Below are 13904 nucleotides of genomic sequence, written 5' to 3' on the forward strand. Positions count from 1 at the left end.
AACAGCAGTGCATCGTTCCTTGGCGGAATGGCTCTGCTCCTTAGAGCCGGAATGCCTGAGCCAAGTCTCCGATCAAGAGAGGGAGTCTCTTCAGGAGCGCATCGACCAATTGGTGCAGCGTTGCACTTCGCTGCTCACGATTGAGCAGCTTCAGTTACTCGCCAAGAACCTGGCTAGGGAACGCAAGCAGCGTCGACAACAGGCTCAGCAGGCGATGGTTGAGGGGTTGCAGCGTTCCACAGAACCCTCGGATGGGGAATCAACTGATTTGCCCTCCAATCAACCCGGGGATTCGGATGCTGCGGGTGGGTCCGTGAACCTCAGTTTTGCTCCCCCAATCGATCAGCCAGCGCTGTTGGATGGATTGGTCACCCCGCGTGAATCAGGCGACAGTGAAACCGATCACGACACCCACGACCCTTCGGATCTGGATCTGAGTTTCGATGATCCCCCGGAAGAGTCCGTGCAACAGGCTGAGGCGGATCTGGAACAGAACGGAGAGGGGACCAGCGATCTTGATCTCCTGCGTTCGCTGTTTGTGATGGCAGGTCAGGCCATGGATGGGCCAGGCGACCATGACGGACTAGGCCCGACTGCCGACAACGACGCCATCAGTGATGCCGCGGAATCCTCCGAGGCTTCCGCCTTTATGCCCACCATGCCGTTGGAGCTCTTGCGCTGGCTCGATGGCTTGGATCAGGCGATTGTGCGACGGCTCCGCAATCTTTCCCATGCCATCAACGTGGAGTTGCTGCGCGCCGGTCTGGCCAGCAGCCTTCTGCCGATGAGCCTTCTCGATGCGGTTCTCAATGGTCAGGTGGAGACGCTGCCGGCTCCGTCCAATTTGCTCAGACTGCGCGTCCCATTGCCGATGACGACCCCGGGGGAGCCGTTGATGGATCTCACCTGCGTCCTTTTGCGACCCTCCGAACTGGAATTCGACGGCCCTCCATTGCGTCGTAGCAGAGCCAAGCTCCGCCAGCGCCGGCGCAATCTGCTCACAATGGTGCGACAGGAACGCCATTGGCAGAGGCGTGCCCAGACCCAACAGGTGCAGACGCAGTGGTGGCCGAGTCCTCCAACCAATCCGCCCCAGAGCTGAATCAGGGCTGTTCTGCCGCTGATCTGGAGTTGCTTGCTGCATGGTTACGGCCTCTGCAGACAGCTCTCACGCTTGAGGCGGATCGTGGCTTTGGCGATCTGCAGGGGCGCCAAGAGCGCTTTCACAATTTTCTTGTGCGCCAACTTGGGGAGCCACCTCCGATTCCGCTCCCTGCCGATAGCCGGGCACGTCTCCAAGACTTTGTGGTCTCCTATTGCGACTACCCCGGTCTGCCTGAGCCCTCCCGCCGCCGGTTGGTCACGATCACCCGGCAGTGGCTGCATGGATTGCGCCAACGCTTGGAGCCCACGCGTCCGATGGCCCCGCCCCGGTTGCGGGTGGTGGAGTCTTCCGCGCCGCAGCGATCGGCGGATGGACAAGGGACGTTGGTCCTCGATGCACCCTTGTCGCGCGTGAAGGGAATTGGCCCGAAGTTGGCTGAGCGATTGGCTTCGCTCGGGTTGCTGCTGGTCCGCGATCTGTTGCTCTACTACCCCCGCGATTACGTCGACTATTCGGCGATGCGGCGCATTGAAGCGCTGGAACCCGGAACGACGGCAACGATTGTGGCCACCGTGCGGCGCTGCCACGGATTCACCAGTCCGCGCAATCCCAATCTCTCGATTCTTGAGCTGCAGGTTCAGGATCCGACCGGACGGCTCAAGGTGACGCGTTTTCTTGCAGGCAAACGATTCAGCAGCCCAGCGGCACTGCACACCCAGACCCGCCAATATCCAGTTGGGGCCACCGTAGCCATTAGTGGTCTGGTGAAATCCGGCCCCTACGGTCTCAGTTTTCAGGATCCGCTGATTGAGGTGTTGGAGAGTGCAAGCGCTCCGGTTCGATCCCCTCAGATCGGGAGATTGCTCCCTGTGTATGCACTTACTGAGGGGCTCGCCGCCGATCGCCTGCGCAAGCTCGTTGCGTTAGTGCTGCCGGCTGCTCAGCACTGGCCAGAGCCTCTCAGTGCCGATCGGCGTGACGCCCTTGAGCTGATGTCCCGCCCTTTGGCCCTCGATCAAATCCATCGCCCGAAGAATCGGGATGCTCTACAGCGGGCGCGGCGGCGCTTGGTGTTTGACGAATTTCTCTTGCTTCAGCTGGGTTTGATGCAGCGCCGAGCTGCACACCGTCAGCGTCAAGCCCCGTGTCTTGAAGGGGTCGGTCAGCGCGATGGTCTCGTCGGCCGCTTCCTGAGCTTGCTGCCCTTTGACTTGACTGCAGCACAACAACGGGTGCTGGCTGAGATTGAAGTCGATCTGGCCAAGGCGGAACCGATGGCCCGTTTGGTGCAAGGGGATGTGGGAAGCGGGAAAACGGTCGTGGCTGTTGCGGCGTTGCTGAATGCGGTGGATGCCGGTTGGCAAGGCGCGTTGATGGCTCCCACCGAGGTGCTGGCTGAACAGCACTACCGCAGTCTTTGCCAGTGGCTCACCCCGCTGCACATCAGCGTGGAGCTGCTCACTGGCTCCACCTCAAGGCCCAATCGACGCCGCATGCTCACCGATCTGGCCAATGGCACCCTGCGCATTCTGGTGGGTACCCATGCTCTGATCGAAGACCCGGTCGACTTCTCCCGCCTCGGTCTTGTGGTCGTTGACGAACAGCATCGTTTTGGCGTGCGTCAGCGCAATCGCTTACTCAGCAAAGGTCTGCAACCGCATCTGCTCACGATGACGGCAACCCCGATTCCGCGAACCCTCGCCCTTTCGCTTCACGGAGACCTGGATGTCAGTCAGATTGATGAGCTTCCTCCCGGGCGCACACCAATCCAAACCCGTCAGATTTCGGGATCTGATCGTGATCAGGCCTACGACTTGATCCGAGAGCAAGTGCAGGCGGGTCAGCGTGCGTATGTGGTTCTGCCTCTTGTCGAGGAGTCAGAAAAGATGGATCTTCGTTCCGCCGTTGATGTTCATCGACAACTGGTGGAAGAGGTGTTTCCCGATTGTTCTGTGGGCTTGCTGCATGGACGTCTGAACAGTGCTGAGAAACAGGCGGTGATTCAGGCGTTTGCCCGTGGCGATTGTCAGGTTCTCGTCTCCACAACGGTGGTGGAGGTGGGTGTGGATGTGCCGGAGGCCAGTGTGATGGTGATTGACCATGCTGACCGCTTTGGCCTGGCCCAGCTGCACCAGCTGCGAGGGCGAGTCGGCCGTGGTGCTGCGGCTTCCCACTGTCTGTTGGTGAATGACAGCCGTAATCCTTTGGCTCGGCAGCGCCTGGATGTGTTGGTGCGATCCACCGATGGGTTTGAAATTGCCGAGATGGATTTGCGCCTTCGGGGGCCTGGCCAAGTTCTCGGGACGCGCCAATCAGGCTTGCCTGATCTGGCTCTGGCCAGCCTTGCCGATGACGGTGCCGTTCTCGATGATGCACGCGAGGAAGCGAGCCGTTTGATTCAGGAGGATCCTGGTCTCAATGGCTACCCCGTGCTGCGTCAATTGCTTGAGAATCAACTGCTAAGAATGACCAGTGCTGGGCAACTCAATTAAGCGCCAGTAATTTCCACAGGCATGAGTCTCGTTTGGGTCTCGCTTGTTTATTTTTGCTTATTTTTTCAGCTTTTGCTCACAAAGCAGGCGGGTGTTGGTTGTTTTGGTTGGCGCTTGCCTCTCGTTCTCTTTTGAGGCTTTGTCGCCGAGATCTCCTGCGCTGCAGTCTTTTCCTCAGGGGCTAGTTCTTCATTGCCGAGGATCTGAAGAATGGCTTAATGGTTGTCGGTTGCCTAAGCCGCTAGTGGGGTGTAACGCAGCCGACCCGAGCCTGGATCGGCTCCCGTGAGACGCAACCTGGGGAAAACCAGTGTTCACTTGTGGAAATGGCTTGGTTGAGCGCGTGTCTGCGACTCTGGTGCCACTCGCCAAGGCATCGGTGTTGCGTCCGTGGAGCGACCGAGAAATCAAGGATTGCGGAGAGCCTTTGCGCCCTCTGCGTCCTGAGCTGTTATGTCTTTGCCCCCATCCCTATCAATCCTTAGGGGCGCCCTACGGCCAGGCCGCGGATCCCTTTGTCCTTCGGGAGGGTGTCCGTCAGCGACTAATCGCAGCAGAGCAGCAGCTCCGACGTCAGCACCCTGATCTGTGCTTCGCCATCTTTGATGCCTGGCGACCCATTCCAGTGCAGCGCTTCATGGTCGAGCACGCTGTGGCTGAAGAGGGGGCCCGCCTTGGCCTTTCTCCGCTTGACCCATCGGCGCAAGGGCAGTCACCTGACCCTGCACTTCAGGCTGCCTGGGATGAGGTGCGACGAAGTGTGGGGCGTTTCTGGGCTCCTCCGAGCAATGATCCATCAACGCCACCACCGCACAGCACGGGTGCCGCGGTCGATCTCACCTTGGCGAATCTGCAGGGGGAACCTTTGGAGATGGGGGGAGCGATTGATGCGATCGGTGCGGTGTCCGAGCCGGATTTCTACGCCGAGGCCGCGCGTACAGGAGCTGACCCCCAGGGGGCTCAATTCCACGATCGGCGCTCGTTGCTCGCCCGCGTATTGGAGTCACAAGGGTTCTGCCGCCATCCCCATGAGTGGTGGCATTTCAGCTTTGGCGATCAGCTTTGGGCCTGGCGAACTGGTTACGACCAGGCTCTTTATGGATGCTGTGATCCTGCGTGTTGAGTGCTTCTGGTCGCTTACTTCTGGTCGCTTAAACGTTGAGTAGTTCGGCGACAGCCTCATCACCGAGCTTGTGCACGTGATCGCCAAGGCTGCGTCGCCCACCCGCTTCTTTCCAGCTGACGAGCAGCGGTTCAAGCGTGGTTTCCAGCTGATCGAGAGGCATTTTTTGCAGGTATGGCTTGGCCAGTCGCTGCAAATTCCCGCTTCCTCCAAGCCAAAGCTGGTATTGCTCGACTCCACTGCCTACCAGGGCCAGTTCCGCCATGTAGGGGCGGGCACAACCATTGGGACAGCCCGTCATGCGAATCAGCACCGGCTTGGCGATCTCGAGGCGCTGCAGCTGGTGATCAAGGCGATCCAGCACTGCGGGAAGGATCCGCTCTGATTCCGTAATGGCGAGTCCGCAGGTTGGTAGTGCAGGGCAGGCGATCGCATGGCGGGCGAGTGGAGCAGGCATCTCGGGGGTTTCGACGCCCAGCTCCGCCAGGGCCGCACGGATGGACGCGCGTTGCGGTGTGCCGATGTTGCACAGCAGTAGATCCTGATTCGGCGTCAGCCGGATTTCCAGCTGATACGTCTCCACAATCTTCCTGAGCCCTGCTTTGAACTCCCCTTCCAGGCGACCGCACAGCAATGGAAGGCCCACAAACCACATCCCAGCGCGATGGCGGTGCCATCCGAGGTAGTCGTGGAGTTTGGCTTTGGGCTCGTTGCGCAGGGGTTTGAGATCCCCTTGGAAGTAAGTGCGGGTGAGTTCGTCGCGGAACCACTGAATTCCCTTGTCATGAAGCAGATACTTCATGCGGGCATGGCGCCGAAGCTTGCGGTCGCCATGGTCCCGTTGGAGGGCCAAAACGCTTTGAACCAGGTCGAGCACCTGATCGGCGGGCACGTATCCCAGAGGATCGGCAATGCGAGCAAAGGTTTCTTCCTTGTTGTGGGTGCGGCCCATTCCACCTCCCACATAGACGTTGCAACCGCGAAGTTCACCTGTGGTTTCGGTGAAGGCCACCAGACCGATGTCCTGGGTGAGGAGATCCACCGAGTTGTCGCCAGGCACGGTCACCGCCACCTTGAATTTGCGCGGCAGATAGGTGTCTCCATAGAGAGGTTCTGCCTCATCTCCAGAAAACACGCCGCCTTCCAATTGCCGGGAGCGGACTTTTTTGACCTTGCGGCTGGGCTTGATCCGGTAGCTGAGATCGCCATCGACCCAAAGATCCAGGTAGGACCCTTCAGCGGTTTCAGGGCTCAGAACATCGGCGATCTCATCCGCCAGCTGACGTGCCGCTGGATAGCCCCCTTTGTCGAACGGTGCGGCTGGAGCCATCACGTTGCGATTGATATCGCCGCAGGCGGCCAGGGTTGACCCCAGATTGCGAACGATCGTGCCGATCACCTCTTTCAGGTCGGCTTTCGGCACACCGTGCATCTGGAAAGCCTGCCGGGTGGTGGCCCGCAACGTGCCGTCGCCCAGTCGGTCGGCAAGCTCATCCATGGCCAGGTAAAGCCCGGTGGGAATCCTCCCCCCGGGGCTGCGCAGGCGCAGCATCATCTGCCAGGTCTTGTCCTTGCCTTTTTCTCGTTTATCGCGATCGTCCTGCTGGTAGCTGCCGTGAAACTTCAGCAACTGCAGTGCGTCTTCGCTGAAGTAAGGCAGCTCATTGGCGAGCTCATCCAGCAACGGCTGCTTGAGGTGGCCGCTGTCGAGCTTGCGTTGCTCCGCCTTGGGCAGTGGCTGCCCTGCCATCGCCAGTTTGCCGTTGCCGGCGCCTTTGGAGGTTGCTGCGGCGTCGACAGTCATCTGGCTCACTGGCGCATTGATCACAGTTCATCGAAGCTAGCGAAACGGCTTCCAATACAGTCAGACCCTTGTCGAGCCGACCGGTGTGGCCTCAACCTTCCTGCTCGAAATCGGTACAGAAGAGCTTCCTGCTGACTTTGCCCGTCTGGCACTCCCCCAGCTTCAGGAGCGGGTGCAGCGCGATCTTGCTGATCTGAGACTGGCCCATGGGGACGTGCGCGTGAGCAGCACCCCCCGTCGTTTAGCTGTGCAGGTCAAGGCTCTGGCGGAGGGCCAGGAGGATCTTTGTGAAGAGCGCAAGGGCCCTCCGGTGGCCCAGGCTTTCAAGGATGGCCAGCCCGGTCCCGCAGCGATCGGTTTCGCCAAACGTTGTGGTGTCGACCCCGCTGCGCTTGAGGTGCGTTCCACCCCCAAGGGTGACTGCGTGTTCGCCACCGTGCAGGTGAAGGGGCAGCCGGCTTTGTCACTGCTCCAAGACTGCATTCCCGCCTGGATCGATGCCCTTCAAGGCCGACGTTTCATGCGATGGGGCAATGGTGACCAGCGCTTCAGCCGCCCTGTTCGCTGGCTGGTGGCCCTGCTTGGAACCGAGATCGTGCCGGTGACCCTGCCGGCTAGTGAGCCTGTGGTGCATAGCGGCCGTTGTAGCCGAGGTCATCGTCTCCATCCAGGCGGCGTCGAGGTGGCCAGTGCCGATGATTACGACACGGCCCTAGCTGCGGTCGGCGTGCATGCCGATCGCCAGCAACGGGCGGCACTGATTCAGTCGAGCCTTCAGGAACGTGCTTCCTCCTTCGATGGCGCCCTGGACTGTCCGTCAGGTTTGTTTGAGGAGTTGGTCGATCTGGTCGAGGATCCCCGCATCATTCAAGGGGAGATTGCGGACCGCTATCTGGATCTGCCTCCCGAGGTGATCGTCACGGTGATGCAATCCCATCAGCGCTACGTCCCCCTCACCCGCTCCGGGGTGCAGCCGGATCCCCTCCGACTGGCCTCGCGCGATGTGCTTCGGCCTGAGTTCCTGTTGGTTGGGAACGGCCTTGCGTCCGCTGACGCTCAGATTCGTCGCGGCAACGAACGGGTTCTGAGTGCTCGCCTGGCCGATGCCGAGTTTTTCCTGAATGTCGATCGCAAGCAACCCAGTGCTGATCGGCGTGAGGCACTCTCCCGGGTCACCTTTGCCTCCGGGCTCGGCAGCCTGCTGGATCGAACCGAACGCATTGAGCTGCTTGCGGCGAGCTTGGTGACGGCGCTCCAACTGCCAGCGGCGACTGCGGACGCTGCCAAGCGGGCCGCCCATTTCTGCAAGAACGATCTGGTGAGCCAGATGGTGGGTGAATTTCCCGAGCTGCAGGGGCTGATGGGTGGCAAATACCTGCTTGAAGAGGGTGAAACCAGGGAGGTGGCTCAAGCCGTGGTTGAGCACTACTACCCCCGTGGTGCCGGCGATCATTTGCCACAGAGCGATGCGGGTGCTGTTGTGGCTCTCGCTGAGCGGCTCGAGCTGTTGCTAAGCATCTACGCCAAAGGGGAGCGCCCCACGGGTTCATCGGACCCTTACGCCCTGCGTCGTGCGGGTAACGGCATTCTCCAGATCCTCTGGGATCGGGGTTGGCGCTTGGATCTCTTTGCTCTGCTGCGTCAGTTCGCTGAGGTCTGGCAGCAACAGTTCCCTGATTTCAAGGTGGAGGCCCATTCCCTGGCTGCGGACCTCGTGCTTCTGTTGCGGCAGCGCATTCAATCTCAGCTGGAAGATGATGGCTATGAGGCCGATCTTGTTCAGGCTGTGGCCGGTGAGACTCTGAGCGATCAGCGGCTGTTGGCTGATCCTCTGGATGTGTTGGATCGCATCCGTTTGCTGGGCAGCCTCAGAGAGGGGCAACGCCTTGGTGCGCTGCAGGCCGTTGTGCAACGGGCAGCCCGTCTGGCGGAGAAGGGCGACCTGGAGGCCACGGTGCTTCAGGCTGATGCGGTGGTCGACCCGGGCAAATTCGCTTCACCCAGTGAGACTGCGATGCATGCTGCGGTGCTGCAACTGGAACCCCTTGCCGCTGCTAGGTCGTATCAACAGCTTGCTGATGCTTTGGTGGAGGCCACGCCTGCTTTGGAGGCCTTTTTCGACGGGCCAGACAGCGTGATGGTGATGGCCGATGACCTTGACTTGCGCCGCAATCGCCTCAATCTTCTGGGCGTGCTTCGCAATCAGGCGTCTGTCTTGGCCCGTTTTGATCTAATCCAGAACTAAAGCTGACAGGCCTTTGATCTCAGGCTATTGGGATGGGTGTAGCGACTTGAGGTGCCCATGGCCCACTCGAATGCTTCGTCCCCATCTTCCGCTGATCAGCCATCTCAAGCTCCTCAGCCCGTTGTCATCCGTCAGGGTGGCAACGGGTTTGCGCTGATCATTTCAGCTTTGATTGTTGCTGCAGCAGGGGTTTATGCGGTCAATCGATTGACGCAGGAGAAACAACAAAAAGCTCCGATGTCGGTGACACCGGAGCAAGTTCAACAGGGAATTGAAAAGCTGAAAGGAATCGCTGAAAGGACTCCGCTTCGGCCTAATTAGTTCACTCCTGCAGTTTCTTTGTCTTTGTCTTTCGCCTGGGCGCGGATCGCTTGGGCGGCCTCCTCGGCGAGGAAATCCCCATCGGAGCGTCCAACTGCAGAAGGCACAGGACCGTATTCAGACGGAGCCAGGGCTTCTCCACGCAGCAGGCTTCCCAAGGTGCGCAGGGTGAGCTTGATCTGCTGCCAGGGGTTCATCATCACCACCCGCTTGTACAGATAGCTGTCAAAGGTCAGCTTCTGCACATCCATGTCATCGCACATCTCCACGAAGGCCTCGCGGGCTGCATCGTTGCGATAGAAGATGCGCTGGAGGATGTCGAGGACGGCATAAGTGGCGCCGTATTTCTTGTCCCAGCGCTTGAGGTAGGTCGACTTGATCTCTTTCTCAGTGGGAATGCGCTGACCGTTGTTGGAGATTTCAACAATGGCCTCTGCGCACATCCGACCGCTCTTGGCGGCGAAATAGATGCCTTCGCCAGAGCTCTTAGTGACGTAACCAGCGGCATCTCCCACGAGTGCCATGCGACCAACGACCCTGCGGGGACGGGGATGCTCGGGGATCGGATGTGCTTCGACCTTGATCACCTCACCTTTGAAGAGGCGTTTGTTGGCGCGCTCACGGATACCTTTTTGCAGGCCTTTGATCAAGGACTGGTTCTGCTGCATCGTGCCGGTGCCGACAGCGACGTGGTCGTACTTGGGGAAAACCCAGGCGTAGAAGTCAGGGGACACATCAGTGCCCACATACATTTCGGCCAAGTCTTCGTAGTAGGTCATCTCCTCCGCGGGAAGCTTGATGCGCTCCTGGAAGGCAATCGCCACGTTGTAATCGCCAGCGTCCATGGCCTTAGCGACCCGGGAATTGGCACCGTCGGCGCCAATGATCAGATCGACTTCCAGGGACTTCTGTTCTCCGGTGGGACCGCCGCCGCTGTAATCGGCGTAATGGAGGATGTAAGGCCCCTGGCGGTTGCTGCCGGTGTCAATTTTCTGAACCAGACCATTCACCAGGGTGGTGCCGAGGTCTGCTGCGCGATTCCTGAGAAAGGCATCAAACACCTCACGGCGACACATGCCGATGTAGGCGTTGTCGTCGTAGCCGAGGGGATCAAGCTTGATGTCCACCTCACGATTGGAGGGGGAGATCATCTTCATGTTCCGCACTTTGCGGTCGATGATCTCGTCGGGCAGGTCGAATTCTTCGACCATGCACAACGGAATTGCACCACCACAGGGCTTGGCGTTGTCGAGCTTGCGCTCAAACAACCAGGTTTGAATGCCAGCTTTGGCAAGAATCTCGGCGGCGCAGGATCCACTCGGACCACCCCCGACGACGGCAACTCGCAGCATCTGAGCCCTAGTACTGGATCGTTGGCGCGACGCTATCACTGTTGGCATGCCGGGTGTGGGGCCCCCCTGGCGCCCCCCCTTACGATCGTCACAACACTGCAACATCGCTGTGGTACGTGCGGCCGCCCCCCGCCGCTCCAGTCGGGACGACATTCCGGTTGCGCGTCGTTCCCGGCCGCCTCAGCGAGTCCGTCGCAGCGGATCGGGATTGTTTTTGGCGTGTTGTTTTGTCTTCGGTGGCTCCCTCGCTGCCGTCCTGTTTGGTCCGTCGCTGGTATCCCGCTTCACCCCTTCTGTTTCAGGCGTTGAGGGCATTGCAGAGCGTCCCACCGAAGATGGCCGACTCTTGGGCCACTTCCCTTATCCAGAGGCCGATCAGAGCGCTCTGGTGGAGATTTCACCCGGTCTGATGCTGCAGGTTGACGCTGCGGAGGCCTTGCGTTCGATGCGGCGTGCCGCTGCAGCTGACGGAATCGATTTGCGCTTACTCAGCGGCTACCGCTCCCATTCCCTGCAAAAGGGAATTTTCTTTGATGTGAAATCGGCACGTAATCAGACCGCCAGCGAGCGGGCCAAGGTCAGTGCACCCCCGGGATACTCGGAACACAGCACCGGCCTGGCGGTCGACCTTGGTGATGGCGACGACCCCGGAACGAACCTGTCGCAATCGTTTGAATCCACACCCGCGTTTCGGTGGCTGCAAGACCATGCGGCCGCTTATCACTTCACTTTGTCCTTCCCGATCGGCAATATTCAAGGTGTGAGCTACGAGCCTTGGCATTGGCGTTTTGAAGGCTCGTCAGATGCCCTGCGCTTGTTTGAACCCGCCCGCCGTCTGGCCCAGACCCGTTGAGCGATTTCACCACTCCTGAATTGCTGGCTCCTGCTGGTGATTGGGCTGCTCTCAAGGCCGCCGTCGCCCAGGGTGCCGATGCGGTTTATTTCGGTGTTGAAGCGTTCAACGCCCGGCTTCGAGCCGAAAATTTTCAGCTTCAGGATCTCGGCGAGATCATGGATTGGTTGCACGCCCGGGGCGTACGCGGCTTTCTCACCTTCAACGTCCTGGTGTTCAGCGATGAACTCTCCAAGGCGGCTGAGTTGCTGGTCGCTGCCGATCAGGCATGCGTCGACGCTCTGATTGTTCAGGATTTGGGGCTCTGCCGTTTGGCGCAGCAGCTCGTTCCTGGATTGGCACTGCATGGGTCCACCCAGATGTCCATCACCAGTGCTGCTGGTGTTGCTCAGGCGGCTGACGCTGGCTGTGAGCGGGTGGTGCTGGCCCGTGAGTTGGCGCTGAAGGACCTGAGACGTCTGCAGAACCAGCTGCGCGACAGGCAGTTGGCCATGCCACTGGAAGTGTTTGTGCATGGGGCGTTGTGCGTGGCCTATTCCGGCCAGTGCCTCACCAGTGAGTCGCTCGGTCAACGCAGTGCCAACCGCGGTGAGTGCGCCCAGGCCTGCCGATTGCCTTACCAAATGGTTGTTGATGGTCAGGCGTTGGATCTTGATGATCAGCGTTATCTGCTTTCTCCTCAAGACCTCTCCGCCTGGATGCAGATTCCTGAGCTTGTGGAGCTCGGCATCGCCAGTTTCAAGATTGAAGGGCGGTTAAAGGACGCCACCTATGTCGCCGCTGCAACCCAGGCTTACCGCCAGCAACTGGATGGATTGGCTTCAGATCCAGCTGCGGTGCGTCGTCAACTGGAGATGGGGTTTTCCCGGGGGCTCTCCACGGGCTGGCTTGAGGGCATCAATCACCGACGTCTTGTGCATGGGCGTTGGAGCAAAAAGCGCGGGCCTGTGGTCGGCCAGCTGCAGCGATGGGATGACCAGGGTTGGTTGACCTTGAAGGTTCAGGAACCTCTGCAATGCGGCCAGGGTGTGGTGCTGGAGGCCCAGCCCCGCGTTGCTGCCGACCCCTTGGTTCCGCCGCCTGAGATTGGCGGTCGGATCATGCAGCTTGATGACCTTGGCCGTGGCCGCTGTCGCATTCGACTTGGTCCTGGGCGTATCAACTTGCGGGGGCTTCAATCCGGCGCTTCCGTTTGGCTGACGGGGGACCCTCAGTGGCAAACCACCTGGCAAAAGCAGGCCACCCGCAGCACCGACCCCCTTGCCCTGCCTCTCAGCTTGCGGGTGAAGGGTGTGCAGGGTGAGCCCCTGGCGCTGGATCTGGTGGATCCTGTTCCCGTTGATGTCCCCCCGCTCCGCCTTCACAGCTCTGTGGCCCTTCAGCAGGCCACGGGCCAGGGTTTAGATCGGGAGCGGCTTGAGGCGCAGTTGGGACGCCTCGGTGGCACTGGCTGGAGGCTGGGGTCGTTGGAGGTTGAGCTCGAGGAGCAGCTCTTTCTTCCTGTGGCGGAGCTCAATCGCATGCGTCGCACCCTCTTGGAGCAGATGCAGGTCTGTGGCCTAACGCCTGGCAGTGCTTTGCCAACCAAGCCCGCCCTGACACCCGAAACGGTTGCCACAGCCTTGCATCAGTGCCTCACTGCTGCCCGGGGAGCTGACCCTGAGGTGCCTGAGCCAGGGGCTCCAAAGTTGGTGGTGTTGGTGCGCAGCCTGCCCCAGCTTGAGGCCTTGATTGCCCTGGATCGTCCTGACTGGATTGCCGGAGTGGTGGCGGATCTCGAGCAGCCCAGTGAGCTCAAGCGGGCCGTGGCCCTCGGCCGTGGTCAGTGGCCTGAGGGGTTGCGCCTGGCGGGACCACGCATCACCCGCCCTGATGAGGCTTGGACTCTTGAACCGCTGGTCCGGGCTGAGCCCGATGGCTATCTGGTGCGGAATGCCGATCAGCTCGAGCGACTCACGCCTCTGGCGCCCTGCAGCGGAGATTTTTCCCTCAACACAGCCAACCCCCTCACCCTGGATTGGTATCGCCAGCGCTGGGGTCTGGATCGTCTCACGGCCAGCTACGACCTCAATCTCGACCAGTTGCTGGATTTGGCTTCAGGCACCAATCCCAATTGGCTTGAAGTCACCCTTCATCAGCACATGCCGTTATTCCACATGGAGCACTGCCTGTTCTGTGCATTCCTGTCTGATGGTCACGACCACACCGATTGCGGACGCCCCTGTGAGAAGCATGAGGTCCGTCTACGGGACCGCAGTGGTGTTGAGCATCCATTGACGGCCGACCTGGGCTGCCGCAACACTCTCTTCAACGGCCGTGCCCAGAGTGGCGTGGAGGCCCTTCCTGATCTTCTCCGCGCCGGACTCACCCGTTTCCGCCTCGAGCTCCTGGACGAAGATCCGGTCGCGACGCAGCGCCGGGTTCAGCTGTATGCCCAGGCGCTCGAAGGTTCGATTCCTTCGGCAGACGTCTGGCGGCGCGAGCAGATTGACCATCGACTCGGTGTGACGCGAGGCAGTCTTCGTTCTGTAGGTCCGGAGCGCACCAGCCGGATCCATTCCTGAGCTATCTCACGTTGAGATAGCCTTGGCAGCTACGCCCGCGGGCGT

9 protein-coding genes are annotated in these 13904 nt (G+C 60.3%); 7 read left to right on the forward strand and 2 right to left on the reverse strand.

All coding sequences use genetic code 11. The features are described 5' to 3' along the window. Positions 1 to 7: 7 nt before the first annotated feature. The 3 genes from RS9916_RS03100 (at position 8) to RS9916_RS03110 (ending at position 4720) form a co-directional block, all read left to right on the forward strand. Positions 8 to 1102: a hypothetical protein gene (locus tag RS9916_RS03100; RefSeq protein ID WP_232199511.1), complete on the forward strand. Its 1095-nt coding sequence runs from the start codon at positions 8 to 10 to the stop codon at positions 1100 to 1102. After that, positions 1063 to 3597: an ATP-dependent DNA helicase RecG gene (gene recG, locus RS9916_RS03105; RefSeq protein ID WP_007097771.1), complete on the forward strand. Its 2535-nt coding sequence runs from the start codon at positions 1063 to 1065 to the stop codon at positions 3595 to 3597. The genes RS9916_RS03100 and recG overlap by 40 nt, the downstream gene beginning before the upstream one ends. 343 nt (positions 3598 to 3940) lie before the next feature. Then, positions 3941 to 4720: a M15 family metallopeptidase gene (locus RS9916_RS03110; protein WP_232199512.1), complete on the forward strand. Its 780-nt coding sequence runs from the start codon at positions 3941 to 3943 to the stop codon at positions 4718 to 4720. Positions 4721 to 4748: 28 nt separating this feature from the next. Here RS9916_RS03110 and RS9916_RS03115 read toward each other — a convergent pair whose 3' ends face one another. Further along, on the reverse strand, positions 4749 to 6470 hold the full coding sequence (locus RS9916_RS03115) for an NADPH-dependent assimilatory sulfite reductase hemoprotein subunit (protein ID WP_038024103.1): 1722 nt from the start codon (positions 6468 to 6470) through the stop codon (positions 4749 to 4751). Positions 6471 to 6609: 139 nt separating this feature from the next. On the opposite strand from RS9916_RS03115, the gene glyS reads away from it, so the two are divergent. Both glyS and RS9916_RS13735 read left to right on the forward strand, forming a co-directional pair. Next, complete coding sequence (gene glyS, locus RS9916_RS03120; RefSeq protein WP_007097774.1) at positions 6610 to 8769, forward strand: glycine--tRNA ligase subunit beta; 2160 nt, start codon at positions 6610 to 6612, stop codon at positions 8767 to 8769. A 57-nt stretch (positions 8770 to 8826) separates the two neighbouring features. Continuing rightward, positions 8827 to 9090: a hypothetical protein gene (locus tag RS9916_RS13735; protein ID WP_007097775.1), complete on the forward strand. Its 264-nt coding sequence runs from the start codon at positions 8827 to 8829 to the stop codon at positions 9088 to 9090. On the opposite strand, the gene chlP is transcribed toward RS9916_RS13735, so the two are convergent. Then, the gene (gene chlP / locus RS9916_RS03125; protein ID WP_007097776.1) at positions 9087 to 10442 is read right to left on the reverse strand and encodes a geranylgeranyl reductase; all 1356 of its coding nucleotides are present in this window, start codon (positions 10440 to 10442) and stop codon (positions 9087 to 9089) included. The two genes, RS9916_RS13735 and chlP, sit on opposite strands and share 4 nt — an antisense overlap. 109 nt (positions 10443 to 10551) lie before the next feature. Here chlP and RS9916_RS03130 point away from each other — a divergent pair, with 109 nt between their 5' ends. Beyond that, positions 10552 to 11295 (forward strand): D-alanyl-D-alanine carboxypeptidase family protein, encoded by a 744-nt coding sequence (locus RS9916_RS03130; protein ID WP_038023163.1) that lies wholly within the window; start codon positions 10552 to 10554, stop codon positions 11293 to 11295. Then, positions 11292 to 13859 (forward strand): U32 family peptidase, encoded by a 2568-nt coding sequence (locus tag RS9916_RS03135; protein WP_007097778.1) that lies wholly within the window; start codon positions 11292 to 11294, stop codon positions 13857 to 13859. The genes RS9916_RS03130 and RS9916_RS03135 overlap by 4 nt, the downstream gene beginning before the upstream one ends. The last annotated feature ends 45 nt before the right edge of the window (positions 13860 to 13904 follow it).

Origin of the sequence: Synechococcus sp. RS9916 (genome assembly GCF_000153825.1) — a bacterium.
GTDB lineage: Bacteria > Cyanobacteriota > Cyanobacteriia > PCC-6307 > Cyanobiaceae > Synechococcus_C.